The following is a 25736-nucleotide window of genomic DNA, read 5'->3' on the forward strand; positions in this document are numbered from 1 at the left end:
AGGGAGATCGAGTCATGCAACTTCACGACGTCTGGTTCGTCCTCATCGCCGTCCTGTGGACCGGCTACTTCTTCCTGGAGGGCTTCGACTTCGGGGTCGGCATCCTCACCAGGCTGCTGGCCCGCGACCGGCCCGAGAAGCGGGTGCTGATCAACACCATCGGCCCCGTCTGGGACGGCAACGAGGTGTGGCTGCTCACGGCGGGCGGCGCGACCTTCGCCGCCTTCCCCGAGTGGTACGCCACCCTCTTCTCCGGGTTCTACCTGCCGCTGCTGGTCATCCTGGTCTGCCTGATCGTGCGCGGAGTCGCCTTCGAGTACCGCGCGAAGCGGCCCGAGGAGAACTGGCAGCGCAACTGGGAGACCGCGATCTTCTGGACATCGCTGCTCCCCGCGTTCCTCTGGGGCGTGGCCTTCGGCAACATCGTGCGGGGAGTGAAGATCGACAAGAACTTCGAGTACGTCGGCAGCGTCTGGGACCTGCTGAACCCGTACGCCCTGCTCGGTGGCCTGGTGACACTGACGCTGTTCACCTTCCACGGAGCGGTGTTCACCGCGCTCAAGACCGTCGGTGACATCCGGGAACGGGCGCGGAAGCTGGCCCTCAAGGTGGGGCTCGTGACCGCCGCGCTGGCGCTGGTGTTCCTGCTGTGGACGCAGGTCGACAGCGGCGATGCCAAGAGCCTGGTCGCGCTCGTCGTGGCCGTGGCCGCTCTGGTCGCGGCGCTGGTGGCGAACCAGGCCGGGCGGGAGGGGTGGTCGTTCGCACTGTCCGGGGTCACGATCGTGGCCGCGGTGGCGATGCTCTTCCTCTCCCTCTTCCCGAACGTCATGCCGTCGTCGCTCAACGACGACTGGAGTCTCACGGTCACCAACGCCTCGTCGAGCCCCTACACCCTGAAGATCATGACCTGGTGCGCCGGGATCGCCACGCCGATCGTGCTGCTCTACCAGGGCTGGACCTACTGGGTGTTCCGCAAGCGGATCGGTACGCAGCACCTCGCCGAGGCCGCGCACTGATTCCGGTTTGAGGCATGTTTCACGTGAAACATGCCCCTTGAGAAGAGAGTGTGTTTCACGTGAAACCGGTCGACCCGCGCCTGCTCCGATATGCCCGTGCCACCCGCCTGTTCATGGTGGCCGTCGTGGGCCTGGGGGCGGTCGGTGCGGTGCTGGTCATCGCTCAGGCCATGCTCATCGCCGAAGTGGTGGTCGGAGCCTTCCAGCACGGGATGTCGGTCGCCGAACTCCGCACCCCCCTGCTGTTGTTGGCAGCCGTCGCCTGTGGCCGGGCGCTGGTCTCCTGGCTCACCGAACTCGCCGCCCATCGGGCCAGCGCCGCGGTGAAGTCGGAACTGCGGGGGAGGCTGCTGGAGCGGGCCGGCGCACTGGGCCCGGGGTGGTTGAGCGGGCAGCGGACCGGCTCGCTCGTCGCTCTGGCCACCCGTGGAGTCGACGCCCTCGACGACTACTTCTCGCGGTATCTGCCGCAGCTGGGGCTGGCGGTGGTCGTGCCGGTGGCCGTGCTGGCCCGGATCGTCACCGAGGACTGGGTCTCGGCGGCCATCATCATCGGCACGCTGCCGCTCATCCCCGTCTTCATGATGCTGATCGGCTGGGCGACGCAGGCCCGGATGGACCGTCAGTGGAAGCTGCTCTCCCGGTTGTCCGGGCACTTCCTGGACGTCGTGGCGGGGCTGCCGACGCTGAAGGTGTTCGGGCGGGCCAAGGCGCAGGCCGAGTCGATCAAGCGCATCACCGGCGAGTACCGACAGGCGACCATGCGGACCCTGCGCATCGCCTTCATCTCCTCCTTCGCCCTGGAACTGCTCTCCACGCTCTCGGTGGCACTGGTCGCCGTGACGATCGGCATGCGGCTGGTCCACGGCGAGATGGACCTGTACATCGGTCTCGTCATCCTGGTGCTCGCCCCCGAGGCGTATCTGCCGCTGCGGCAGGTCGGAGCGCAGTACCACGCCGCGGCGGAAGGTCTGGCCGCCGCCGAGGAGATCTTCGCCGTGCTGGAGACGCCCGTTCCGGCGTCGGGCACGGCAGCGGTGCCGGCGGGCGCCGTGGCGTTCGAAGGGGTTTCCGTCCGTTACCCGGGCCGGGCCGAGGACGCCGTGTCGGACGTGTCCTTCTCGGTGCGTCCCGGAGAGACGGTCGCGCTGGTCGGACCGAGCGGTGCGGGCAAGTCGACGCTGCTGAACGTGCTGTTGGGGTCCGTGCCGGCCAGCGCGGGGCGGGTGCGGATCGGCGGCACCGACCTCATGGACGTCGATCCGGAGCGGTGGCGCTCACGGGTCGCCTGGGTGCCGCAGCGGCCGCATCTGTTCGCCGGGACCATCGCCGAGAACGTACGGCTGGCCCGTCCCGACGCCGACGAGGCCGCCGTACGCAGGGCGCTGGCGGATGCCGGTGCGCTGGAGTTCGTGGACGCGCTGCCCGCCGGTGCCGAGACGGTGCTCGGTGAGGAGGGTGCGGGCCTGTCCGCCGGTCAGCGGCAGCGGCTGGCCCTGGCCCGGGCGTTCCTCGCGGACCGGCCGGTGCTGCTGCTCGACGAGCCGACGGCCGCGCTGGACGGTGCCACCGAGGCCGAGGTCGTGGAGGCGGTACGGCGACTCGCGGTCGGGCGGACGGTGCTGCTGGTGGTGCATCGGCCGGCGCTGCTCGGGGTGGCGGACCGGGTCGTGCGGCTGGCGGAACCGTCGGTCCCCGTTCCTGTGGAGAACCGGGCTTCCACGGCACCCCGCGCCGAGCGGGAGACGGTCCAGGACATCGCCCTCGACGCCGCCGCAGTCACCGAGCCCCCGAAGACCAAGGGCGGTGTCCTCGGCCGTGTCCGTGCCATGTCCGGCCCGCGCCGCAGCCGTCTCGTCCTCGCACTCCTGCTCGGCTCCCTCGCCCTCGGCAGTGCCGTCGGACTGATGGCGACCTCCGGGTGGCTCATCTCGCGGGCCTCGCAGCAGCCGCCGGTGCTGTATCTGATGGTGGCGGTGACGGCGACGCGGGCGTTCGGCATCGGGCGGGCCGTGTTCCGGTACGCGGAGCGGCTGGTGTCGCACGACGCCGTGCTGCGGATGCTCGCCGACACCCGGGTCGCCGTCTACCGGCGTCTGGAGCGGCTGGCGCCCGCCGGGCTGCGCGACACCCGCCGGGGCGACCTGCTGTCGCGGCTGGTCGCCGACGTGGACGCGTTGCAGGACTACTGGCTGCGCTGGCTGCTGCCCGCCGGTGCCGCGGTGATCGTCTCCGCCGCTTCCGTGGGCTTCACCGCATGGCTGCTCCCCGAGGCGGGCGCGGTCCTCGCCGTCGGCCTGCTGGCGGCAGGCGTCGGTGTCCCGCTGGTCACCGCCATGGTGTCCCGGCGTGCGGAGCGCCGACTGGCTCCTGCCCGGGGGGTCCTGGCGACGCGCGTCACCGACCTGCTCACCGGCACCGCCGAGCTGACCGTGGCGGGCGCCCTGCCCGCCCGTACCGCCGAGGCGCGGCGGGCCGACGGCACGCTCACCCGGATCGCCTCCCGCGCGGCCACCGCGACCGCGCTCGGCGACGGACTCACCGCGCTGATCTCCGGCCTGACCGTCGCCGCGGCCGCCCTCGCGGGCGTCCAGGGTGTCGCCGACGGCCGGTTGAGCGGCGTGGCGATGGCCGTGGTCGTGCTCACCCCGCTGGCGGCCTTCGAGGCCGTCCTCGGACTGCCCCTGGCCGTGCAGTACCGCCAGCGGGTGCGCAGGAGCGCGGAGCGGGTCCACGAGGTCCTGGACGCGCCCGAACCGGTACGGGAGCCGCGGCAGCCCAGGCAGGCGCCCGCCGCCCCGTTCCCGGTCGCCCTCCGGGGGCTCACCGCCCGGTACGCGGGCCAGGAACGGGACGCCCTCGCCGGCCTCGACCTCACCCTCGACCAAGGGCGCCGGATCGCCGTGGTCGGCCCCTCCGGCTCCGGCAAGACCACGCTGGCCCAGGTGCTGCTGCGGTTCCTGGACGCGGACGCCGGCTCCTACACGCTGGCCGGCGTGGACGCGCACGCCCTGGACGGCGACGACGTCCGCAAGCTCGTCGGACTGTGTGCGCAGGACGCGCACCTCTTCGACAGCTCGGTGCGCGAGAACCTGCTGCTGGCGAAGAAGGACGCCACGGAGGACGAACTGCGGGACGCCCTGCGGCGTGCCCGGCTGCTGGACTGGGCCGACGGTCTGCCCGACGGGCTCGACACGCTCGTCGGCGAGCACGGGGCACGGCTGTCCGGCGGGCAGCGGCAGCGGCTCGCGCTGGCCCGCGCGCTACTGGCCGACTTCCCGGTGCTGGTGCTCGACGAGCCCGCCGAGCACCTCGACCTGACGACGGCCGACGCGCTCACCGCCGATCTGCTGGCCGCCACCGAGGGCCGTACGACCCTGCTCATCACGCACCGGCTGGCCGGACTGGAGGCGGTGGACGAGGTCGTCGTACTCGACGGGGGACGGGTCGTGCAGCGTGGGACGTACGCCGAACTGGCCGCCGTTCCCGGGCCGTTGCGGGCGATGGTGGAGCGGGAGGCGGAGACGGAGTCGCTGGTGCTGGGAGCGGCGTAGGACCGGAACGGTCCGCACGTTCCCGTCGGCCGGACTACGCCCGCTCCGCCAGCATCCGCTCGATCACGACCGCCACCCCGTCGTCGTTGTTGGCGACCGTCCGGCCGGACGCGGCCGCGATGACGTCGGGGTGGGCGTTGCCCATGGCGTACGAGCGGCCCGCCCAGGTCAGCATCTCGACGTCGTTCGGCATGTCCCCGAAGGCGACGACCTCCTCGTGCGAGATGCCGCGCTCGGCGCAGCACAGGGCGAGGGTGCTGGCCTTGGAGACGCCGGGGCCGCTGAGCTCGAGCAGGGCGCTGGGGCTGGAGCGGGTGACGGTGGCGCGGTCGCCGATGGCGAGGCGGGCCAGGGTGAGGAAGGCGTCCGGGTCGATCGTGGGGTGGAAGGCGAGGATCTTCAGGACCGGCTCCTCGGCGCCCGGGCCGTCCGGCGCGAGCAGGTCCTCGGCGGGGGCGAGGTTGTCCGGGATCTCCATGTGCAGGGCGGGATAGTCCGGCTCCTGGTGGAAGCCGTAGGTCTGCTCGATCGCGTACACCGTGCCCGGTGCCGCCTCCCGCAGCAGCACAGCCGCGTCCAGCGCGTTCTCCCGCGCCAGCTCGCGCACCTTCACGAAGCGGTGGGCGCCGGGACCGCCGTGCAGGTCGACCACGGCGGCACCGTTGCCGCAGATCGCGAGGCCGTGGCCGTGCACATGGTCGCTGACGACGTCCATCCAGCGGGCCGGCCGGCCGGTGACGAAGAAGACCTCGATGCCCGCGTCCTCGGCGGCGGCGAGAGCGGCGACCGTGCGCGGGGAGACCGACTTGTCGTCCCGCAGCAGGGTGCCGTCGAGATCGGTGGCTATGAGCCGCGGCGGTACGGCGGCGGCCGGGGTCTCGGGCTGTCGAGTCGCTGAGGTCACCGGGCCATTCTCCCGCATATGCCCGCGCGACCGTGCGGGAGTGCCCACAGGCGGTGCACAGACGACATCCTGTCGCGGTCAGCCCAGCTGGGCGGGCGCCTCCATGGCGATCTGCTCGAAGACCTTCTCGTCGGCGGCGAAGACGGTGTCGGGAACGGGCCAGTGGATCACGATCTCGGTGAAGCCGAGCTCCCGGTGCCGGCCCGCGAAGTCCACGAACGCGTCCAGCGACTCCAGCGGGCGGCCACGGTCCGGGGTGAAGCCGGTGAGCAGGATCTTGTCCATGTCCGCCGCGCTCCGGCCGATCGCGGCGCACGCGTCGGCGAGGTTCTCGGCCTGTCCGCGGATGGCGTGAACCGACTGTTCAGGAGTGCCGTTCTCGTACAGCCTGGGGTCCCCCGTGGTCACCCATGCCTGTCCGTACCGTGCGGCGAGCTTCAGCCCGCGGGGCCCGGTGGCGGCGATGGCGAAGGGCAGCCGGGGCCGCTGCACACAGCCGGGGATGTTGCGCGCCTCGTGCGCCGAGTAGAAGTCGCCCCCGTACGACACCTCGTCCTCGGTCAGCAGCCGGTCCAGCAGCGGCACGAACTCCGCGAGACGGTTCGCCCGTTCGCGCGGGGTCCACGGCTCCTGGCCGAGCGCGGTGGCGTCGAACCCGGTGCCGCCCGCGCCGATGCCGAGGGTGATCCGGCCGCCGGAGATGTCGTCGAGGGAGATCAGCTCCTTGGCGAGGGTGACCGGGTGCCGGAAGTTCGGCGAGGTCACCAGCGTGCCCAGGCGCAGTCGTTCGGTGACGGCCGCGGCGGCGGTCAGCGTCGGCAGGGCCCCGAACCACGGGCCGTCCCGGAACGGGACGCGCCAGGAGAGATGGTCGTAGGTGTAGGCGGTGTGGAAGCCGAGCTGCTCGGCCCGCTGCCATGCCATGCGGCCGCCCTCGTGCCAGCGGCGGTGCGGAAGGATCACGGTGCTCAAGCGCAGACTCATGCGTCGAGCGTAAGCGGGAGAGAGGGTTTCACGTGAAACGGTCACCGACGGTCATCGCACGCGGCCGCTGAGCCAAGGCGTGAGGGAGAGCATCGGCACGTACTCGCGATGCGTACGGTCCCCGGGCAGCGGCACGATCAGGAAGTGGCCGGGCGGAAAACGGCGGCTCTTGACGTGCGCGCGATCGGCGAAGAGGGACCGGAGGAAGGCGGGGACGTCGTCGCGGGCGACATCGGGGCACTGGACGCCCTCGACTTCGATCAGCGCGTCGTCGTCCGGGTAGAGCCGCACACTCACCCGGGGCAGTCCGCCGAACTCGGCGTACGCATCGTGCGGAAGCGAGCCGTCCGGGTCGGTGGTGACGCCGATGCCCGCGGCGGTGCGGCGGGAGGTCTGGTCGGCGCCGATGTCGTGGCTCACCTCGATCTCGCGCCCGTACTCGGCCGCGATGGCGCGAAGGGCGTTGACGGCGGCCTGGGTGGTGGGGAGATGGTCCATACCTTGGATCATGCAGGGCTCAGTGCGCTTCGGGAAACCTCAGGTACCGCGGCGGTACGGCCTGTGTCAGCCACACGCCGTTGGCGCTGACGTGGAAGACATGGCCGTCGCGGTGCATGGCGCCCGCGTCCACGGAGAGCACGACGGGCCGTCCGCGCCGCGCGCCGACCCGGGTCGCCGTCTCGCGGTCGGCGGAGAGATGGACGTCGTGCCGGTTCATGGGGCGCAGCCCCTCGGCACGGATCGCGTCCAGGTTGCGGGCCACGGTGCCGTGGTAGAGGTACGGGGGCGGGGGCGCCGGGGGGAGGCCCAGTTCGACCTCGATGCTGTGGCCCTGGCTGGCGCGGATGCGGGTGCCGTCGATCGCGAAGCGCTTCTTGTCGTTGTGGGCGACCACATGGTCGAGTTCGTCGCGCGTGAAGCGGAAGCCGTGGGCGGCGGCCGCGGCGATCAGCACGTCGATCTCGACCCAGCCGGCCTCGTCCAGCGTGAGCCCGATCCGCGCGGGCTGGTGGCGCAGGTGCTTCGAGAGGTACTTGGACACCTTGACGGTGCGTCTTTCATCCATCCGCTCAGCATGACGGGAGAGACGCGCATCACGCAGATTATTTTCGCCCGGAGGTTTGATCCACAACCAACTGTAGTTATCCACAGGCTACTTGGCAGTTCTGTGGACAACTCCCCGACATGTCAGCCCTCTTCGTCAAGATCGACTGGGGGCCCACGCCTTGACGTGAGCGCGTCCAACTCCCGCGCCCACACCTCCCGTTCAGCCGCCAACGCCACGAACCGAGTCACCCGCTCCGCCCCAACCAGTCTCTCCACCGCCCGCATTGTCTCCTCGGGAAGGACCACGGAGCGTGACACCGCCCGCCCCTCCGGCACCTCACCCCTCTCCAACTGCCGCCGGAGGTGCCGCCCGCGGTCCTGGTAGGCGCGGATCGTACGGACCGTGGCGCCGCTGCGGTGCGCCATGTCCTCGATCCGGTATCCGGCCGTTCCGCTCACGCCGCCGTCCCCGCGGCGGGTGAGCTGCGCAGGTACGCGACCGCGCGGCTCAGCGACCCTTCCTGCGACGGGTGGTAGGACCGCCGGAAGTACCGCGGTATCGCGGCCCCGAGGTCTTTCCAGGCCGGCAGCAGACCTTTGCGCACGGCCCTGTTGTGCTCCGCCAGGGAGTAGCGGGCACGGCCGGCGAGCTGCGGGTCGTGGTGGATGAGGTACGCCGTTCCCCATACCCACAGGTACAGCATCACGGGCGCGGTCACGGCCATCGCGGCGAGGCGGCGGGCGTAACGGGCCGCGCCGGTGCCACCGCAGTGCTGGTACATGTCGAAGGCGACCGCCCGGTGTTCGACCTCCTCGGCGCCGTGCCAGCGCAGCAGGTCGAGCATGACCTCGTCGGCGCCGGCCGCGTCGAGGCCGTCGGCGGCCAGGATCCAGTCGCCGAGCACCGCCGTGAACTGCTCGATCGCGGCGACGACCGCGAGCCGGAAGCGCAGCCACTCGCGCGCGGGCAGCGGCGCGTTCAGCGGAGGCCGCTCACCCAGCAGCCTCTCGAAGAGGAAGTCGACGTACCGGGTGAAGTCCGCGGTGTCGAGCCGCTGGGTCGCCAGGTGGTCCAGCACGTACGCGTGCTGCACGCTGTGCGTGGCCTCCTGGCCCATGAACCCCTTGACGTCCGCGAGCAGTTCGGGATCTCTGACCAGCGGCAGCCCTTCCTTGAACACCTTCACGAACCACCGCTCACCGGCCGGCAGCAGCAGGTGCAGCACATTGATCACGTGCGTCGCGGTCGGCTCGCCCGGTATCCAGTGCAGCGGCGTGCGCGACCAGTCGAAGGACACCCGCCGGGGCGCGATCGGCGCGCTCACAGCGGTGGCTCCAGTCGCGCGATCGCCCGCAACGCACGTGGGGCGAGGCGGGACAAGAGCCGGGCGCCCCGCGCCTCGGGGGTGACGGGCACGACGGCCTGGTTGCGCACGACCGCCTTCAGGATCGCGTCGGCGACCTTCTCCGGCGGGTAGTTCCGCAGGCCGTACAGCCGTGCCGTCCTCTTCTGGCGCCGCTTCTCCTCCTCCGCGTCCACGCCCGCGAAGCGCGCGGTGGAGGTGATGTTCGTGTTGACGAAGCCGGGGCATATGGCGCTCACGCCGATCCCCTGGCCGGCGAGTTCGGCGCGCAGGCACTCGCTCAGCATCAGCACCGCCGCCTTGGAGGTGCTGTAGGCGGGCAGCGCCCTGGAGGGCTGATAGGCCGCCGCCGACGCGGTGTTGACGATGTGGCCGCCCTGGCCGCGCTCGGCCATCTGCCTCCCGAAGAGCCGGCAGCCGTGGATGACCCCCCACAGGTTGACGTCGAGGACCTTCCGCCAGTCCTCCGGGGTCGTGTCGAGGAAGGAGCCGCCCAGGCCGATGCCCGCGTTGTTGACGAGGACGTCCACCACGCCGTACTCGGCGGCGACCTTGTCGGCGAGCTTCTCCATGGCCTGCTCGTCGGAGACGTCGACCGTCTCCGCCCACGCCTCGGGGGCGCCGATCAGCCGGGACAGTTCCGCGGTGCGCGCGGCGGCCTCCGCGTCCCGGTCGACGGCGACCACGCGCGCGCCCGCCTCGGCGAACGCGAACGCCGTGGCGCGGCCGATGCCGCTGCCCGCGCCGGTGACCAGCACGAGCTGCCCGCCGAACCGGTCGGCGTATCTGCCGGTGGGCTTGACCTTCTCGGGCCCGCCGTCCTCGACCGTCCGCACGAACTCGGTGATCCAGGCGGTCAGTTGGTCGGGCCGGGTGCGGGGTATCCAGTGCTTGGCCGGGATGGTGCGGCGGGTGAGCCGCGGAACCCACCGGTCGAGGTCGTCGTAGAGCCGCTCGGAGAGGAAGGCGTCGTCGAGGGGCGTGATGAGCTGCACGGGCGCGTGTGCGTGTGCGTCGGGGCGCGGGCGGCGCAGTCGGGCGCGGACGTTGTCCCGGTACAGCCACGCTCCGTGTGCCGCGTCCCTGGGGAGCGAGGAGGTCGGGTAGTCGCCACCGGGGACCTTCTCGACGCGCTCCAGGATGCGCGGCCAGCGTTTGCCGAGGGGGCCGCGCCAGGCGAGTTCGGGCAGCACGGGCGTGTGCAGGGCGTAGACGTACCAGGACTTGGCGCCCTGGCCGAGCAGCTGGCCGACGCGGCGCGGGGTGGGCCGCTTCAGGCGACCGTCGATCCAGTGGCCGAAGTGGTCCAGGGACGGCCCGGACATCGAGGTGAAGGAGGCGATGCGTCCCTCGGTGCGCCGGACGGTGACGAACTCCCAGGACTGCACCGAGCCCCAGTCGTGCCCCACGACGTGCACCGGGCGGTCCGGGCTGACGGCGTCGATCACCGCCAGGAAGTCGTCCGTCAGCTTCTCCAGGGTGAAGCCGCCGCGCAGGGGACGCGGCGCCGTCGACCGGCCGTGTCCGCGGACGTCGTACAGCACGACGTGGAAGCGTTCGGCCAGTCGTGGGGCCACCTCGGACCACACCTCCTTGCTGTCCGGGTAGCCGTGCACCAGCACGACCGTCGGCCGCCCGGATTCGCCCAGCTCGGCGACGCACAGCTCGATGCCCCCGGTGTGCACCCGGCGCTCGCGCGCGCCCTCCAGTACCGTCACTTCTCCTCCGCCCAACGCCGCACGTGCGGCAGATCGTCGTCCAGCCAGAAGGCGCTCTCCTCGGGGTCCTCCGAGTCGGTGACGACGAGGATCTCCTCGAACTTCGCACCGGTGCCCCGGAATCCGAGATGGGGCTCGACCGCCCACAGCCCCGGCCGCGGCGGGTGGTCGGAGAAGCGGTACGGGGACCACAGCGGCGACCAGCCCTCGCGGTGACCGTGCAGCGCGTCGGAGGCGAGGCCCTTGAGCGCCTGGGTGCCGAACCCGAAGACGTGCGGTGACCAGCGGCGCGGCCTCACCCGGTCGACCTTGTGGGCGATCACCCCGAAGGGGTAGGCGCGGTGCCGGTTGGCGTAGCCCTGGCGGACCATGAGGCGGTCCACGTCCTCGTGGATCTCGCGCAGCGGGCGCCGCCCGCGCACCTCGCGCAGGATCAGCTCCCGGTGCGCCTCCAGGTCCGCCATGAGCCGGTCCTGCACCGGGTTGAGGCCGAGGGAGCCGGAGTAGCCGATGTCGGCGGTGTGGCCGTCGAGGACGGGAGCCATGTCGAGGATGAACGGCATCCCGGGCTCCAGGCGCCGGTCGGTCGGGAAGAACTGCAGGGGGACGCGGAAGTTCACGAACGCGGTGCGGTCGCCGAACCAGGCGAAGGGCAGATGGAACCAGTCCCGCACGCCACGCTCGCGCAGCCAGGACCGCTGCATGCGGGCCGCCTCCCGCTCGGTCACCCCCGGTCGCAGCCGGGCGGCGACCGCCTCGGCGCATTCGTAGGCGAGGCGCTGCACCTTTCTGAACCCCCGCAGCTGCGCCGGGAGTTCGCCCGTCACCGCCGTCCTCATGCCACCGCCCACCCCTCGTCGTACCTCGACCGCGGTACGTGTCCGTAACGTGACACCGGTGAATGTGACAGTTGTTAGAGGCTGCGTCAACAGCCGGGTTCCGGGCTGTGGATAACTCTGCGTAGCTCTCAGGTAGGGGAATCCCCTACGGACCCGTACATCTGGAGACTGAGACGAAGACGGCCCTCGGGTCTGACTACAGGGGTGGTCCAGGTCACTACCTTCGAAGCGTGACTGTGATCGCGACCGAAAGCCTGAGCAAGCGGTTCCCCCGGGTGACCGCGCTTGACCGGCTCTCCGTCGACGTCGGGCCCGGTGTGACCGGACTCGTCGGAGCGAACGGAGCCGGCAAGTCCACACTGATCAAGATCCTGCTGGGTCTGTCCCCCGCCTCCGAGGGCCGAGCCGAAGTGCTCGGGCTCGACGTCGCGACCAAGGGTGCCGCCATCCGCGAGCGTGTCGGCTACATGCCGGAGCACGACTGCCTGCCGCCGGACGTCTCGGCGACCGAGTTCGTCGTGCACATGGCCCGTATGTCGGGCCTGCCGCCGACCGCCGCCCGCGAGCGCACCGCCGACACCCTGCGCCACGTCGGCCTGTACGAGGAGCGCTACCGCCCCATCGGCGGCTACTCGACCGGCATGAAGCAGCGCGTGAAGCTCGCGCAGGCCCTGGTGCACGACCCGCAGCTGGTCTTCCTGGACGAGCCGACCAACGGCCTCGACCCGGTCGGCCGCGACGAGATGCTCGGCCTGATCCGCCGCATCCACACCGACTTCGGCATCTCGGTCCTGGTCACCTCCCACCTCCTGGGCGAACTCGAACGCACCTGCGACCACGTCGTCGTCATCGACGGCGGCAAGCTGCTGCGCTCCAGCTCCACCACGGACTTCACCCAGACCACGACCACCCTCGCGGTCGAGGTCACCGACACCGACGAGCACCCCGACGGCACCCGCGCGATGCGCGAGGCGCTGCACGCGCGCGGGGTGACCGTCGAGGCGGGCAGCGGCCTGCCGGGCGCGGGCCACATCCTGCTGCTGACCGCGCAGGGCGAGGAGACCTACGACCTGGTCCGTGACGTCGTCGCCGACCTGGGCCTGGGCCTCGTGCGCATGGAGCAGCGCAGGCACCACATCTCGGAGGTCTTCACCGCCGAGGACGAGCAGCGCAAGGAGGCGGCAGTCAATGGCAGTTGAGCACCCCGCGGCCGCTGTACCGGGCGACCAGACCCGCATCCACAACATCGGCTACCGCAACTACGAAGGCCCCCGCCTCGGCCGCTCCTACGCCACCCGTTCCCTCTACTCGCAGTCGCTGCGCGGCGCCTACGGCCTCGGACGCTCCATCAAGTCCAAGGTGCTGCCGATGCTGCTGTTCGTGGTGATGTGCGTGCCCGCGGCCATCATGGTCGCCGTCGCGGTCGCCACCAAGGCCAAGGAACTGCCCGTCGACTACACGCGCTACGCGATCATCATGCAGGCCGTCATCAGCCTGTACGTCGCCTCGCAGGCGCCCCAGTCCGTCTCCCGGGACCTGCGCTTCAAGACCGTCCCGCTGTACTTCTCACGGCCGATCGAGACCGCCGACTACGTCCGCGCGAAGTACGCGGCGCTGGCCTCCGCGATGTTCGTCCTCACCGCGGCCCCGCTGATCGTGCTCTACGTGGGCGCGCTGCTGGCCAAACTCGACTTCGCCCACCAGACCAAGGGGTTCGCACAGGGGCTGGTCTCCGTGGCACTGCTCTCCCTGCTCTTCGCCGGCATCGGCCTGGTCATCGCCTCGGTGACGCCCCGGCGCGGCTTCGGCATCGCGGCCGTCATCGCCGTACTGACCATCTCCTACGGCGCCGTCTCCACGCTCCAGGCCATCGCCGACGCGCAGAACAGCAGCGGCGCCATCCCCTGGATCGGCCTGTTCTCGCCCGTCACGCTCATCGACGGAGTCCAGTCGGCCTTCCTCGGCGCGAGTTCGGCGTTCCCCGGCGCGGTCGGCCCCACCAACGGCGAGGGCGCGGTCTACGTGCTGGTCGTCCTGGGCCTGATCGCCGCCTGCTACGGCCTCCTGATGCGCCGCTACAAGAAGGTGGGACTGTGACCACGCTCTCCATTGACCACGTCTCCCGCTGGTTCGGCAACGTGGTCGCCGTCAACGACATCACCATGACCATCGGCCCCGGCGTCACCGGCCTGCTCGGCCCCAACGGCGCAGGGAAGTCGACCCTCATCAACATGATGGCCGGCTTCCTCGCACCCTCCACCGGCACCGTCACCCTCGACGGCGAGCAGGTGTGGCGCAACGAGGCGATCTACCGGCACATCGGCATCGTCCCCGAGCGCGAGGCGATGTACGACTTCCTCACCGGACGCGAGTTCGTCGTCGCCAACGCGGAGTTGCACGGCCTCGGCGAGAAGGCCGCCCAACGGGCTCTCGCCACGGTCGAGATGGAGTACGCGCAGGACCGCAAGATCTCCACCTACTCCAAGGGCATGCGCCAGCGCGTGAAGATGGCGTCCGCCCTGGTCCACGACCCCTCGCTGCTCCTGCTGGACGAGCCCTTCAACGGCATGGACCCGCGCCAGCGGATGCAGCTGATGGACCTGCTGCGGCGCATGGGCGACGAGGGCCGCACGGTGCTGTTCTCGTCCCACATCCTCGAAGAGGTCGAGCAGCTCGCCTGGCACATCGAGGTCGTCGTGGCCGGACGGCACGCGGCCAGCGGCGACTTCCGAAAGATCCGCCGGCTGATGACCGACCGCCCGCACCGCTACCTGGTCCGCTCCAGCGACGACCGCGCCCTCGCGGCCGCGCTGATCGCCGACCCGTCGACGTCCGGCATCGAGGTCGACCTCGCCGAGGGCGCGTTGCGCGTCCAGGCCGTCGACTTCGGCCGCTTCACCGCCCTGCTGCCCCGGGTCGCCCGTGACCACGGCATCCGGCTGCTCACGGTCTCGCCGTCCGACGAGTCCCTCGAGTCCGTCTTCTCTTACCTGGTCGCGGCGTAGGAGGCCGAAGATGTACGACCCCACAGTCGCCCGGCTCACCTACCGGGCCCTGCTCGGCCGCCGCCGGGCCCTCATCCTGGGGGCCCTGCCCCTGCTGCTCATCGTCATCTCCGTCGTCGTCCGCGCCCTCGCCGGAGCCGACGACCAGACGGCCGCCGACCTGCTGGGCGGGCTCGCGCTCGCCACGATGGTGCCCATCATCGGTGTCATCGCCGGTACGGGCGCGATCGGCCCGGAGATCGACGACGGCTCGGTGGTGTACCTGCTGTCCAAGCCGCTCAAACGTCCGACGATCATCTTCACCAAGCTGATCGTGGCGATCGCCGTCACCATGGTCTTCTCGGCGCTGCCGACCCTGATCGCCGGGTTCATCCTCAACGGCAACGGCCAGCAGATCGCGGTCGCCTACACGGTCGCGGCCCTGGTCTCCTCGATCGCGTACGCGGCGCTGTTCCTGCTGCTGGGCACGGTGTCCCGGCACGCGGTGGTCTTCGGCCTCGTCTACGCCCTCGTCTGGGAGGCCCTGTTCGGCTCCCTGGTGCCCGGCGCGCGCACGCTCAGCGTCCAGCAGTGGTCGCTGGCCGTCGCCCACAAGGTGGCCGGCGGGGACCTGGTGACCTCGGACGTCGGTCTGACCACGGCGACGGTGTTCCTGGTCGTGGTGACCGTCCTGGCCACCTGGTACGCGGGACAGAAGCTGCGGTCGCTGACGCTGGCGGGCGAGGAGTAGACGCGGGCCTTATTGACGGGGACTTCAACCCTGTCCGGGCACACTGGGCAAAAGGGAAGAGTGGGCTGAGAGGGAAGAGTGGGCTGAGAGGAATGGGGATGGCAGACAACTGGGACGACCTCGTCCTGGACGAGAACTTCATACGGTCCGCCGAGACGACCGAACCCTCAGCCCGCGCCCGGATGCTCGCCGCCCGCTGGCGCACCGAGGAACCGGAGCCGCAGCCCTGGCGCTCCGACGAGCCGCCCGCCGGCTGGTTCTTCAGCAAGGGGCGCCGCCGGAAGTGGCGCCGGCGGTAGAACGTCGTACGGCCGTTTTATTCGGTGGCGTCCAACTCGTCCGACCGGCACAGTGGTTGTGTCCACACCGCCGGAGGACGAGTCCGGCGCCACGTTCTGGGAGAGGAGCCGGCGATGTCCATGCACGACAGTCCGTCGAGCTCCCGCCAGGGCAGTTCACGGAGGACTCCGGTGTAGTTACCCCACCGTCGAGTCCCTTTTCAGCAACTGCCCGGGGCGGCCGCTTCGAGCACGCGATGTCGCTCTCGCGTGGGCCGCCCACCCGGAGGATTGGCCGAGCGGTAAGGCACTGGCTTGCTAAGCCATGGTCGGGCCTGGAAAGCCCGCGCACGTTCGATCCGTGCATCCTCCGCATGAAGCCGGCTGACAGCGGCTGACGACTCAGCCCAGCAACCGCTCCAGCACCACCGCGATCCCGTCCTCCTCGTTGGAGGCCGTCACCTCGTCGGCCACCGCCTTGAGCTCCTCGTGGGCGTTGGCCATGGCCACCCCGTGGGACGCCCAGGCGAACATCGGGATGTCGTTCGGCATGTCGCCGAAGGCGATGGTCTCCGCCGCCTTCACCCCGAGCCTGCGGGCCGCCAGCGACAGTCCCGTGGCCTTCGACAGACCCAGCGGCAGCAGTTCCACGATGCCCGCGCCCGCCATGGCGACCGTGACGAAGCCACCCGCGGCCTGGCGGGCCGCCTCGGCCAGTTCGTCGTCGCCGAGCGTCGGGTGCTGTATGTAGATCTTGTTCAGCGGGGCGGCCCACAGGTCGGCCGCGTCCGTGAAGGGAACGGCGGGCAGCGAGCCGGTGACCGCGTACCCCGGCCCCACCAGCACGTCGCCGTCCAGCCCGTCCCGGCTCGCCGCCAGGTGCAGGGGGCCGACCTCCGCCTCGATCTTGGCCAGGGCGACGCCCGCCAGCTGCCGGTCCAGCGTCACGGACGTCAGAAGCCGGTGCTCCCTGGCGTCGTAGACCTGGGCGCCCTGACCGCAGACGGCGAGGCCGTCGTAGCCGAGGTCGTCCAGGATGTGCCGGGTCCACGGCGCTCCGCGACCGGTGACGACGATGTGCGCGGCGCCCGCCGCGGCGGCTGCGGCGAGCGCGTCACGGGTGCGGCGCGAGACCGATTCGTCGGAGCGCAGCAGCGTTCCGTCGAGGTCGGTCGCGACCAGCCGATAGGGGAAGTCGCTCACTTGGCGACCGGCTCCAGGACCTCCCGGCCGCCCAGGTACGGGCGCAGCACCGGCGGCACGTACACGGAGCCGTCGGCCTGCTGGTGGTTCTCCAGGATCGCCACGATCGTGCGCGGTACGGCGCACAGTGTGCCGTTGAGCGTCGCCAGCGGCTTGACCTGCTTGCCGTCACGGACGCGGATCTGCAGCCGCCGGGACTGGAACTCGGTGCAGTCCGAGGTGGAGGTCAGCTCGCGGTACTTGCCCTGGGTCGGGATCCACGCCTCGCAGTCGAACTTGCGGGCGGCCGAGGCGCCGAGGTCGGCGGAGGCCACGTCGATGACCCGGAAGGGCAGCTCCAGCGAGCTCAGCCACTGCTTCTCCCACTCCAGCAGCCGCCGGTGCTCCGCCTCGGAGTCCTCGGGGGCGACGTAGGAGAACATCTCCACCTTGTCGAACTGGTGGACGCGGAAGATGCCCCGGGTGTCCTTGCCGTGCGAGCCGGCCTCGCGGCGGAAGCACGGCGAGAAGCCGGCGTAGCGCAGCGGGAGGCGGTCGGCGTCGAGGATCTCGTCCATGTGGTACGCGGCGAGGGGGACCTCGGAGGTGCCGACCAGGTAGAGGTCGTCGTTGTCGAGGTGGTAGACGTCCTGGGCCGCCTGGCCGAGGAAGCCCGTGCCCGCCATCGACTGGGGGCGCACCAGGGCGGGCGTCAGCATCGGCGTGAAGCCGGCCGCCGTGGCCTGGGCGATCGCGGCGTTGACGAGCGCCAGCTCGAGCAGGGCGCCGACGCCGGTGAGGAAGTAGAAGCGGGAGCCGGAGACCTTGGCGCCGCGTTCCACGTCGATCGCGCCGAGCAGGGTGCCGAGCTCCAGGTGGTCCTTGGGCTCGAAGCCCTCGGCGCCGAAGTCGCGGATCGTGCCGTGCGTCTCGAGGGTGACGAAGTCCTCCTCGCCGCCGACGGGCACGTCGGGGTGGACGAGGTTGCCGAGCTGGAGCAGCAGTTCCTGGGTCTCGGCGTCGGCCGCGTCGCGCTCGGCGTCGGCGGCCTTGACGTCGGCGGCGAGCTGGCCGGCCTTCTTCAGCAGCTCGGCCTTCTCGTCACCCGTGGCCTTGGGGATGAGCTTGCCGAGCTGCTTCTGCTCGGCACGCAGCTCGTCGAAGCGGACGCCGGACGACCTGCGCCGCTCGTCGGCAGACAGGAGAGCGTCGACGAGCGCGACGTCCTCTCCACGGGCGCGCTGGGACGCGCGCACACGGTCGGGGTCCTCACGGAGCAGGCGAAGGTCAATCACGTGGCCAAGGCTACCGGTGCGGGGATACGGCTCACGACTCAACCATTCCAACGATCACGAAAAGACCTTTACATGGCGTTATGGGTGAAATGCGCAGCGTGTCAATAAAAGGTGCCCACTCCCCGGGACGGATCATGCCACCGGCGTCGGGTTGACCTGAATCCCTTGTGCGGAACGGGACTTGGGCATCGGTTGTCCACAGGGATCCACACCCTCGAAAGAGTTATCCACAGGCTGTGCGGGGGATCTGTGGATTTCGGAATTGATCACTCCGAAACCGGGGGATCACGCTGAGGATTCCCTGCCCAAACCCGCCCTTACCGCCACTTTCGAGTGGAAAGGGGTCGCCCCAAAGGATTGCCTAAAGGAAACGAGTGGACGAACGGTGATGTGCGCGCATGTGGACGTGGCAGTGACCGGAGGGCGGATTTGTCGACAAGGTCGCCTCTTGATGTCGACTTGTCCCCAGGTCGAGAAGCGGACCTGTGGATAACCCCTGTGGATAACGAAAATCTGCAGGTAGGACCGGTGTACAGCGTCCGTTAACACGCTAGAAACGTCCGTCCTGACAGCGCGCCACCCAGTCCGAAGCCGCCACGAACTCCTCGTCCGAGGTCCCGGCCCGCGGAGCGCTCACGTCCTCGACGCGGACGTCCGCACGCGGGTACGACCCGAGGAACCGTACCTCCAGGCAGATCCGCTTCAGCCCCATCAGGGCCTCGGCCACCCGGCGGTCGGAGATATGGCCCTCGGCGTCGATGCAGAAGCAGTAGTTGCCGATGCCGGCGCCGGTCGGTCGGGACTGGAGGAGCATCAGGTTGATGCCGCGGGTGGCGAACTCGCCCAGCAGGTCACGCAGACCGCCGGGGTGGTCGTCGCGCTGCCACAGCACGACCGAGGTCTTGTCCGCCCCGGTCGGGGCCGCCGGACGGGCGGGCCGGCCGACCAGCACGAAACGGGTCTGGGCGTTCTCGGCGTCGTGGATGCCGGTCTCCAGCGCGTCCAGCCCGTACAGGGCGGCGGCGAACTCACCGGCGAAGGCGGCGTCGTACTGACCCTCCTGGACCAGCCGGGCCGCGTCCGCGTTCGAGGCGGCCGACTCCCAGTGCGCGTCCGGGAGGTTCGCGCGCAGCCAGTTGCGCACCTGCGGCTGGGCGGCCGGGTGCGCGGAGACGGTCTTGATGTCCGTCAGCTTCGTGGCGGGCCTGACCAGCAGCGCGAAGGTGATCGACAGCAGCACCTCGCGGTAGATCATCAGCGGTGCGCCCGCCACCAGCTCGTCGAGGGTGGTGGTGATCCCGCCCTCGACGGAGTTCTCGATCGGCACGAACGCGGCCTCGGCCTCGCCGGAGCGGACCGCGTCGAGCGCGGACTGGACGGACACGTACGGGACCAGCTCCCGCGTGGCCGCCTCGGGCAGCGTGCGCAGGGCGGCCTCGGTGAAGGTGCCCTCAGGACCGAGATAGGCGTAGCTCGCAGGCATGACCTCACCCTAATGGCCCTTGTGGAAGACGGCTCACGCGTCTCCGCCAAGCCCCTCCGTACGGCTCACGCGTCTCCGCCAAGCCCTTCATACACGGCCCCGGCCCGTCAGCCCTCCAGCAGCGCCTGACCCACGTACTCGCCCTTCGCCGCGCCGCCCGGCACCGCGAACAGGCCGCTGGACTCGTGGCGGATGTACTTCGACAGGGCGTCCCCGCGGTCGAGCTTGCGCTGGATGGTGACGAAGCCGCGCAGCGGGTCGGCCTGCCAGCAGACGAAGAGCAGGCCCGCGTCCGGCACCCCGTCGGCGTCGATGCCGTCGTGGTAGGAGAACGGCCGCCGCAGGATCGCCGCCCCGCCGTTCTGGTCGGGCCGGGTGATGCGGGCATGGGCGTTGACGGGGACGACGTACTCGCCCTTGGCGTCCGTCTTCTCCAGGTCCATCGCCGTCGTCTCCGAGCCGCCCGACAGCGGCGCACCGTTGGACTTGCGGCGCCCGATGACGTTCTCCTGGGCGGCGAGCGAGAGCTTCTCCCAGTCGTCCAGCAGCATCCGGATGCGCCGTACGACGGCGTAGGAGCCGTTCGCCATCCAGGACGGGTCCTTCGAGCCGGACGCCGGCACGAAGACGCGCTGGTCGAAGTCGGCGTCCGTCGGCTTGGGATTGCGCGTGCCGTCGAGCTGGCCCATGAGGTTGCGTGCCGTCATGGGGTGGGCCGTGGCGCCCGGGGTGCGGTTGAAGCCGTTCATCTGCCAGCGGACCTTCGCCGCGCTCCCGGCGTCCTTCTGGATCGCGCGCAGGGCGTGGAAGGCGACCAGGGCGTCGTCGGCGCCGATCTGCACCCACAGATCGCCGTCGCTGCGGGCCTTGTCGAGCTGGTCGGAGGAGAAGTCGGGCAGCGGGTCGAGGGAGACGGGCCGCTGCTTCTCCAGGCCGGTCCGGGCGAAGAAGCTGTGCCCGAAGCCGAAGGTGATCGTCAGCGACGAGGGCCCGGCGTCGCGGGCCACGTCGGTGTCGTCGCTCGCCGCCGGTTCGCCCGCCATGAACCGCTCGGCCGTCGCCGACCAGCGGCGCAGCAGTGCGGCCGCCTCCTTGCGGCCGGCGCCCGCCGCCAGGTCGAAGGCCACGAGGTGGCCGCGCGCCTGGAGACCGTCGGTGATGCCGGGCTGATGTTTCCCGTGAAACATTGCCATGTTCGCGCCGACGGAGGTGAGCGGCGTGGCCTCGGAGGGTGCCGCTGCGTACCCCACCGCACCCCCTGCCGCGCCGAGCACGAGCCCGGTGGCGCCGGCCGTGCCGAGCAGGGCGCGGCGCGAGATGCCGTCCCGGGCGGGGGTCTGCGGAGGGACACCCGTGTCGAGCGGTGTCCGGGCCTGCGGACTGGTCTGGTCAGCCATGGTGCGGTTCAGCCGATCTGCGCGTTCTTGGAGACGGTCACCTGGTCGATGTCGGAGGTGCGCACGGTGACGGCGACCTTCCAGTCGCCGGCCATCGGGATCTGCACCCCGTCCGCCGCCCAGTGCCCGGTGGTGATGTGGTCGGGAGAGACGGGCAACGGCCCGATCTTCTTGGCGTCGAGGGTGAAGGCGACCTTCACCTCGGGGACGTCGAAGGCGCGGCCGTTGGGCCGGGTGACGTAGACGTGCATCTCGTTGGCGCCCACGCCCGCGGGATCGAGGTCGACGGACACCACGCCCTTGCCGTCGGTGCCGCCCGTGTCGAAGGGCATGGTCAGTGTGAGCGCGCCGGAGGAGGCGTCAGACGCGGAGGAAGAGGCCGACGTGGAGTCGGCGGCCGCCTTGGCGTCCTGCTCGGTACGGCCCGGCTCGGTCTGCGTCAGCACCGTGGTGACGGCGAGCAGGACGACGGCCACCCCCGCCTCGGCGAGCACGGAGCGCCGCAGCCCGAACCGGTGGGGGTCGGCGTCGCGCTGCCGCTTCTGCCGTGCCGTGTCCATGGCCGCCTGCTGGCGGGCGAGCTGAGCGGCCCGCTTGGAGTCGCCGGTGGCCTTCGTCCCGCCCGCGGCCCCCTTCTTCCCTCCGGCGCCCGCGCTGACGTGCTCCTTCTCCCGCTTGCCCGCCTTGGCGGGCACGGTGTCCACCAGCCGGGCCGTCCAGCGCCGCGAGATCGAGGCGATGCCGACGAGCAGCGCCACGAGCCCGATCTTGACGAGCAGCAGCTGTCCGTACGCGGTGTCGGTGAACGCCGACCAGGAGCCGAGCTGGCGCCAGGACTGGTAGACGCCGGTCGCCACCAGCGCGAGGACACTGCCGAAGGCGACGGTCGAGAAGCGCCGTACCGCGGAGGCCTCGATCGGAGTCTCCGCGCGGTACAGGGCGACCAGCAGGGCGGTGAGCCCGCCCAGCCAGGCCGCGACGGCCAGCAGATGGACCACGTCGACCGGCATGGCGATGCCCGGCTGCAGTCCGGTCGAGGCGTGCTCGGCCATCGCCCAGCTCGCCGCGAGCCCGGCGGCCACCACGACCCCGCCGATCGCGAGCCCGAACGTCAGGTCCCGCTTCTCGTCGTCCTCGCGCTTGTCGTACGCACCGAACAGCACGGCGATGAACAGGGCCGCCGCGGCGAGCAGCAGCAGCCGGGACACCAGCGCCGCGCCCGTCTTGGTCTGCAGCACCTGCCCCAGCAGGCTCAGGTCGAAGATGTCGCCGACCTTGCCGGTGCTGGTGTACGAGCCGCGCAGGAGCAGCAGCAGGAGGGTCGCCGCGGTGAGCGAGAGCCACCCCGAGACCACGAGCCGCTGCAGCGGCCGTACGCCCGATCCGCGCTGCCAGCAGCCGAGGACGAAGGCCGCGCCGCCGACCATCACGATGAAGCCGGCGTACGACATGTACCGCCCGAAGCCGTACAGCCAGCCGACGACCCCACCGCCGATCTCCTGGCCGACCGCCTTGACGGAGGTCTTGGACGGGGCGCCGATGGAGAAGGTGAAGGCACCGGCGACGGGGTGGCTGTCCGCCGACACGACCTGCCAGGACACCGTGTAGGTGCCGTCGGCCAGTCCGCTGTGCAGGGGCACGGCGTACGTGGTGCCGCTGATGTTCGACGGCTTGGCGGTGTCGACCCGCTTGCCCTTGGGATCGAGCACGCGCAGCGAGTCGGAGTTGGTGGCGACCTTCTCGGAGAAGGTCAACGCGACCTCGGTGGGAGCCTTGTCGACCACCACCCCCTGCGCGGGGTCGCTTCCGGTCAGCGCGGCGTGCGCCGAGGCCGGTCCGGCACCGGCGAGCAGCGCGCCGGCGACGGCCAGGAACAGCAGCACCAGGGCCCGCAGTCGGCGGGGGGTGATGGTCGGTGTCACGGTCGTGCCTTCCCTCAGTGGCCGGTCGCAGGGTTGTACGTCGCCGACTTCACCGGCATCTCGATCGTGATCGGACCGGATGTGGCGAAGTGCAGTTCGACGGTCACCTTCTCGCCCTGCACCGGCTTCCGCTTCAGGTTCTCGAACATCAGGTGGTTGCCGCCGCTCTTGAACACGAGTTGACCGTGCGCGGGCACATCCAGGGACGTGACCTGCTCCATGGACTGCCCCACGGTCTCGTGGAGGGTGACACGGGCGGAGGCGCCGCTGGTGACGGAGGTCAGCTCGTCCTTGGCGCCGCCCTTGTTGACGACGGTGAAGTAGCCCGCGGCCATGTCACCGGTGACCGGCTGGGGCATGTAGGCGGAGCCGACGGACAGTTCGGGCTTGGTGTCGCCGGAGCCGCCGCAGCCGGCCAGGGCCAGGGCCAGCGTCCCGGTTATCAGCAGGGCCGTGGGGGCGAGCCGGTTCACGGGTTCTGCCCCTTGATGATCTTGGGTAGGTCCTTGGTGTAGTCGTCGACGGTGGCGTCCTCGCCGTACAGGACGTAACCGCCGTCGGTCTTCGGCGAGAACGCGATGACCTGGGTGCCGTGGACCGAGACGACCTTGCCGGTCTTCTTGTCCTTGTGGGTCGGCTCGATCGAGATGCCGAGGGTGCGGGCGCCGGCCTGGATGGTGGCGAAGTCGCCGGTCAGGCCGATGAACTGCGGGTCGATGCCCTTGAGCCACTTGCCCAGCTCCGACGGGGTGTCGCGGGCCGGGTCGGTGGTGACGAACACGACCCGCAGCTTGTCCTGCTCGGCCTTGGGCAGCTGCTTCTTGGCGACGGCGATGTTGTTCATCGTCAGCGGGCAGATGTCGGGGCAGTGGGTGTAGCCGAAGTAGATCAGCGTGGGCCGGCCCGCCGTCTCCTGGCGGAAGTCGTACTTCTGCCCCTTGGTGTCGGTGAGCACCAGATCCGGCTTCTCGAACGGCTGGTCGAGGACCGTCGCGGCCTTCTGCGAGGAGTCCTCGGAGACCACGGCGACGGGTGAGTCGCCGCTGTCACCACTGCCGCAGGCGGAGAGGGTCAGGGTGGCGGCGGCGAGCAGCGCGGCCGCGGCGAACGTCTTCTTGCGCATAGAAAAATGTCCCAGATGTGAGAGTCCCGGTGTGCACCGGGGGTCGTACGCCCCCGGTGCACACGGCGGATCGAGGGCTTCAGGCGTCGGTGCGCCGGCGGCCGGCGAGGACGCCGTAGGCGACGCCCAGCGCACCCACGGCGATGCCGACGACGCCGAGCACGCGCGCGGTGGTGTCGGTGCCGTCGTCCGTGTCGCCGGAGGAGTCCGCAGCGGCCGTGGTGGTCTTGTCGGAGGCGTCCTCGGCCGTGGCCGTGCCGTGATGACCGTCCCCGGAGGCGGCGGACAGGGTGAGCACGGGAGCCGGGTTCTCGGGCTCCTTCTGGCCGTCCTGCGGCACCTCGATCCAGCGCACGACCTCGTTGTCGGAGTACGTCTGCAGGGCCTTGAAGACGAGTTCGCCGGTGTCCTCGGGCAGGGCGCCCACGGAGACCGGGAACTTCTGGAAGTAGCCGGGCTCGACGCCCTTGCCCTCGGCGGTCCAGGTGATCTTGGAGACGGCTTCGTTGATCTTCTCGCCGTGCATCTCGACCGGCTTGGCCAGCTTGGACTTGGTGACCTGGATCTTCCAGCCGGCCATCGGCTGCGGCAGGGCGGAGGCCAGGGGGTGGTCGGTCGGGAAGGTGACCTCGAGGCTGGTGGTCGAGGCGTCGTCGCGCTCGTTGGGGACCTTGAAGTCGATCACCGCGTAGCCGCCCTTGGCGGCCGTGCCCTCCGGCTGCACGGTGACGTGCGCGAACGCGGGGGCGGACAGGGCGAGCACCGCGGCACCGGCGAGGGCGCCGGTGGCGGCGAGACGAGAAGCCTTCATGGCAGGGAGCACTCCACTTCGAGTGAGGTTCCGGTGATGACGAGGGGTACGCGCGCGTGGCCGTCGCGGTGGTCGAAGAACTCGGCAACGCGGGCACGCGCGTGTGCGCCGCGCGACGGCGGCCCGTCATCCGAAAACGGAAACCGGAGAAAGAACGGAAACCGGAAAACGGAAACCGAAACCGGAGACCAGGAACCAGGAACCCGAAACCAGAAGGGCGGTCGCGTCGCGTCAGGCGGTGAGGGCGTACGCGACGGCCGGTGGGCCGCGCCGGATCACCGAGTGCTGGAGTGCGGTGGTACGGGGCTTCGACGGCGCGAGCAGCGCGGTGCGTGGCGGTCGCGGGCCCGCCCCGGGTGTGGTCGGCAGCCCGGCGCGCAGGGCGCGCACCAGGGCGAGGGCGGCGCGCAGCGACCGTACGAGCGCCCCGTCGGCCAGGGAGCCGGCGGACAGGGCCATGAGCCGGAGCAGCGCGAGGTCGCCGCGGCGCAGCAGCCAGCCGGCGGCGACGGCCGCGAGGACGTGACCGAGCAGCATCGGCAGGGACGGCAGCAGTGAAGTCGTCGCGGACAGCGCGTCCGTCGGATGGCGCATGGAACTCATGTCCATGGCCGGAGTGGTGGACAGCCGGGCGTCGGCGAGGATCCGCCGGGCGTGCTCCGGGGTGATCGCCGCCGTCGTCGTCCCGCACACCAGCCGTGCCGCGCGTTCGACCAGCGAGGCGTCGGTCGACGTCATCGCCATCCCGCCGGCGGCCGAGGCGCTCTGTCCCAGCCCGAACAGCGTGTGCAGCACGGTCTGGCCGAGCGCCAGCAGCGCGGCGATGCCGGGCAGCGAGCGCTCGCGTCCGGCGAGCGGCGCCGCGACCAGGAGAACCCCCAGGAACCCCGCGCCCAGCGTCCACAGCGGAACGGTGGCGCAGGAGGCCAGCGTGTGACCGCCCGCGGCCAGCACGACGCAGACCGCGGCGAACACCGCGGCCCGCAGCATCCGGATGTCTCGTCCGGAGCGCGCCGTGCGCTGGTGGGGGTCGGTCATGGCGCGCTCATCATCCCATTGGCCGTACGGCCGCCGTACGGCA

At 70.9% G+C, this 25736-nt stretch carries 23 protein-coding genes and 1 tRNA gene; 8 read left to right on the forward strand and 16 right to left on the reverse strand.

Translation table 11 applies throughout. The features are described from left to right. Positions 1–14: 14 nt before the first annotated feature. Positions 15–1019, forward strand: a complete 1005-nt coding sequence (gene cydB / locus GRC12_RS05535; RefSeq protein WP_208777929.1) for a cytochrome d ubiquinol oxidase subunit II — start codon at positions 15–17, stop codon at positions 1017–1019. 59 nt (positions 1020–1078) lie between these two features. Next, entirely contained in the window at positions 1079–4573 is a 3495-nt protein-coding gene (gene cydD, locus GRC12_RS05540; protein ID WP_208777930.1) for a thiol reductant ABC exporter subunit CydD, read from the forward strand. 34 nt (positions 4574–4607) lie between these two features. Here the strand turns inward: cydD and GRC12_RS05545 are convergent, their stop codons facing one another. From GRC12_RS05545 to GRC12_RS05575, 7 genes are all read right to left on the reverse strand, one after another. After that, on the reverse strand, positions 4608–5495 hold the full coding sequence (locus tag GRC12_RS05545; RefSeq protein WP_208777931.1) for an HAD hydrolase family protein: 888 nt from the start codon (positions 5493–5495) through the stop codon (positions 4608–4610). 60 nt (positions 5496–5555) lie between these two features. Continuing rightward, positions 5556–6461 carry an LLM class flavin-dependent oxidoreductase gene (locus tag GRC12_RS05550; RefSeq protein WP_208777932.1) on the reverse strand — a complete coding sequence of 302 codons (906 nt, stop codon included), beginning with the start codon at positions 6459–6461 and terminating at the stop codon, positions 5556–5558. 51 nt (positions 6462–6512) lie between these two features. Further along, positions 6513–6971 (reverse strand): hypothetical protein, encoded by a 459-nt coding sequence (locus GRC12_RS05555; RefSeq protein WP_208777933.1) that lies wholly within the window; start codon positions 6969–6971, stop codon positions 6513–6515. Between the two features lie 7 nt (positions 6972–6978). Further along, a complete protein-coding gene (locus GRC12_RS05560; protein WP_208777934.1) occupies positions 6979–7527 on the reverse strand; it encodes an RNA 2'-phosphotransferase in 549 nt (182 codons plus the stop codon). A 436-nt stretch (positions 7528–7963) separates the two neighbouring features. After that, on the reverse strand, positions 7964–8833 hold the full coding sequence (locus GRC12_RS05565) for a metal-dependent hydrolase (protein WP_208777935.1): 870 nt from the start codon (positions 8831–8833) through the stop codon (positions 7964–7966). Then, positions 8830–10590 carry an SDR family oxidoreductase gene (locus GRC12_RS05570; RefSeq protein ID WP_208777936.1) on the reverse strand — a complete coding sequence of 587 codons (1761 nt, stop codon included), beginning with the start codon at positions 10588–10590 and terminating at the stop codon, positions 8830–8832. The genes GRC12_RS05565 and GRC12_RS05570 overlap by 4 nt, the downstream gene beginning before the upstream one ends. Beyond that, positions 10587–11429 carry a M24 family metallopeptidase gene (locus tag GRC12_RS05575; protein ID WP_208777937.1) on the reverse strand — a complete coding sequence of 281 codons (843 nt, stop codon included), beginning with the start codon at positions 11427–11429 and terminating at the stop codon, positions 10587–10589. Before GRC12_RS05575 ends, GRC12_RS05570 begins: the two co-directional genes overlap by 4 nt. Before the next feature lie 236 nt (positions 11430–11665). On the opposite strand from GRC12_RS05575, the gene GRC12_RS05580 reads away from it, so the two are divergent. From GRC12_RS05580 to GRC12_RS05605, 6 genes are all read left to right on the forward strand, one after another. Beyond that, a complete protein-coding gene (locus GRC12_RS05580) occupies positions 11666–12628 on the forward strand; it encodes an ABC transporter ATP-binding protein (RefSeq protein WP_208777980.1) in 963 nt (320 codons plus the stop codon). Continuing rightward, the gene (locus GRC12_RS05585) at positions 12618–13526 is read left to right on the forward strand and encodes an ABC transporter permease (protein ID WP_208777939.1); all 909 of its coding nucleotides are present in this window, start codon (positions 12618–12620) and stop codon (positions 13524–13526) included. Before GRC12_RS05580 ends, GRC12_RS05585 begins: the two co-directional genes overlap by 11 nt. Next, complete coding sequence (locus tag GRC12_RS05590) at positions 13523–14434, forward strand: ABC transporter ATP-binding protein (protein WP_133048303.1); 912 nt, start codon at positions 13523–13525, stop codon at positions 14432–14434. Before GRC12_RS05585 ends, GRC12_RS05590 begins: the two co-directional genes overlap by 4 nt. A gap of 10 nt (positions 14435–14444) precedes the next feature. Further along, the gene (locus GRC12_RS05595) at positions 14445–15164 is read left to right on the forward strand and encodes an ABC transporter permease subunit (RefSeq protein WP_133048302.1); all 720 of its coding nucleotides are present in this window, start codon (positions 14445–14447) and stop codon (positions 15162–15164) included. Between the two features lie 92 nt (positions 15165–15256). Next, the gene (locus GRC12_RS05600) at positions 15257–15463 is read left to right on the forward strand and encodes an SGM_3592 family protein (RefSeq protein ID WP_439959870.1); all 207 of its coding nucleotides are present in this window, start codon (positions 15257–15259) and stop codon (positions 15461–15463) included. A 264-nt stretch (positions 15464–15727) separates the two neighbouring features. Then, positions 15728–15815, forward strand: a tRNA-Ser gene (locus GRC12_RS05605). A gap of 29 nt (positions 15816–15844) precedes the next feature. Here GRC12_RS05605 and GRC12_RS05610 read toward each other — a convergent pair. The 9 genes from GRC12_RS05610 to GRC12_RS05650 form a co-directional block, all read right to left on the reverse strand. Beyond that, the gene (locus tag GRC12_RS05610; RefSeq protein WP_208777943.1) at positions 15845–16645 is read right to left on the reverse strand and encodes an HAD family hydrolase; all 801 of its coding nucleotides are present in this window, start codon (positions 16643–16645) and stop codon (positions 15845–15847) included. Next, positions 16642–17919, reverse strand: a complete 1278-nt coding sequence (serS, locus tag GRC12_RS05615; RefSeq protein ID WP_208777945.1) for a serine--tRNA ligase — start codon at positions 17917–17919, stop codon at positions 16642–16644. Before serS ends, GRC12_RS05610 begins: the two co-directional genes overlap by 4 nt. Positions 17920–18469: 550 nt before the next feature. After that, positions 18470–19402 carry a prephenate dehydratase gene (gene pheA, locus GRC12_RS05620; RefSeq protein ID WP_208777947.1) on the reverse strand — a complete coding sequence of 311 codons (933 nt, stop codon included), beginning with the start codon at positions 19400–19402 and terminating at the stop codon, positions 18470–18472. A gap of 107 nt (positions 19403–19509) precedes the next feature. Further along, the gene (gene efeB, locus GRC12_RS05625; protein ID WP_208777949.1) at positions 19510–20799 is read right to left on the reverse strand and encodes an iron uptake transporter deferrochelatase/peroxidase subunit; all 1290 of its coding nucleotides are present in this window, start codon (positions 20797–20799) and stop codon (positions 19510–19512) included. A gap of 8 nt (positions 20800–20807) precedes the next feature. After that, positions 20808–22721 (reverse strand): copper resistance CopC/CopD family protein, encoded by a 1914-nt coding sequence (locus GRC12_RS05630; protein WP_208777951.1) that lies wholly within the window; start codon positions 22719–22721, stop codon positions 20808–20810. Positions 22722–22735: 14 nt separating this feature from the next. After that, on the reverse strand, positions 22736–23194 hold the full coding sequence (locus GRC12_RS05635; RefSeq protein WP_208777953.1) for a copper chaperone PCu(A)C: 459 nt from the start codon (positions 23192–23194) through the stop codon (positions 22736–22738). After that, on the reverse strand, positions 23191–23844 hold the full coding sequence (locus GRC12_RS05640) for an SCO family protein (RefSeq protein WP_208777955.1): 654 nt from the start codon (positions 23842–23844) through the stop codon (positions 23191–23193). Before GRC12_RS05640 ends, GRC12_RS05635 begins: the two co-directional genes overlap by 4 nt. A 79-nt stretch (positions 23845–23923) precedes the next feature. Beyond that, positions 23924–24655 carry a YcnI family copper-binding membrane protein gene (locus GRC12_RS05645; protein ID WP_208777957.1) on the reverse strand — a complete coding sequence of 244 codons (732 nt, stop codon included), beginning with the start codon at positions 24653–24655 and terminating at the stop codon, positions 23924–23926. Positions 24656–24886: 231 nt separating this feature from the next. Beyond that, positions 24887–25693: a hypothetical protein gene (locus tag GRC12_RS05650; protein WP_208777959.1), complete on the reverse strand. Its 807-nt coding sequence runs from the start codon at positions 25691–25693 to the stop codon at positions 24887–24889. Between the last annotated feature and the right edge of the window lie 43 nt (positions 25694–25736).

The sequence above is a fragment of the Streptomyces griseorubiginosus genome, from assembly GCF_017614965.1.
Taxonomy (GTDB): Bacteria; Actinomycetota; Actinomycetes; order Streptomycetales; family Streptomycetaceae; genus Streptomyces; species Streptomyces griseorubiginosus_B.

Coding starts and splice junctions, on each gene's coding strand:
- cydB (WP_208777929.1), top strand. CDS start 15: ATGCAACTTCACGACGTCTGGTTCGTCCTCATCGCCGTCCTGTGGACC.
- GRC12_RS05545 (WP_208777931.1), bottom strand. CDS start 5,495: ATGCGGGAGAATGGCCCGGTGACCTCAGCGACTCGACAGCCCGAGACC.
- GRC12_RS05550 (WP_208777932.1), bottom strand. CDS start 6,461: ATGAGTCTGCGCTTGAGCACCGTGATCCTTCCGCACCGCCGCTGGCAC.
- GRC12_RS05555 (WP_208777933.1), bottom strand. CDS start 6,971: ATGATCCAAGGTATGGACCATCTCCCCACCACCCAGGCCGCCGTCAAC.
- GRC12_RS05560 (WP_208777934.1), bottom strand. CDS start 7,527: ATGGATGAAAGACGCACCGTCAAGGTGTCCAAGTACCTCTCGAAGCAC.
- GRC12_RS05575 (WP_208777937.1), bottom strand. CDS start 11,429: ATGAGGACGGCGGTGACGGGCGAACTCCCGGCGCAGCTGCGGGGGTTC.
- GRC12_RS05585 (WP_208777939.1), top strand. CDS start 12,618: ATGGCAGTTGAGCACCCCGCGGCCGCTGTACCGGGCGACCAGACCCGC.
- GRC12_RS05595 (WP_133048302.1), top strand. CDS start 14,445: ATGTACGACCCCACAGTCGCCCGGCTCACCTACCGGGCCCTGCTCGGC.
- GRC12_RS05600 (WP_439959870.1), top strand. CDS start 15,257: ATGGGGATGGCAGACAACTGGGACGACCTCGTCCTGGACGAGAACTTC.
- pheA (WP_208777947.1), bottom strand. CDS start 19,402: ATGCCTGCGAGCTACGCCTATCTCGGTCCTGAGGGCACCTTCACCGAG.
- efeB (WP_208777949.1), bottom strand. CDS start 20,799: ATGGCTGACCAGACCAGTCCGCAGGCCCGGACACCGCTCGACACGGGT.
- GRC12_RS05640 (WP_208777955.1), bottom strand. CDS start 23,844: ATGCGCAAGAAGACGTTCGCCGCGGCCGCGCTGCTCGCCGCCGCCACC.
- GRC12_RS05645 (WP_208777957.1), bottom strand. CDS start 24,655: ATGAAGGCTTCTCGTCTCGCCGCCACCGGCGCCCTCGCCGGTGCCGCG.
- GRC12_RS05650 (WP_208777959.1), bottom strand. CDS start 25,693: ATGACCGACCCCCACCAGCGCACGGCGCGCTCCGGACGAGACATCCGG.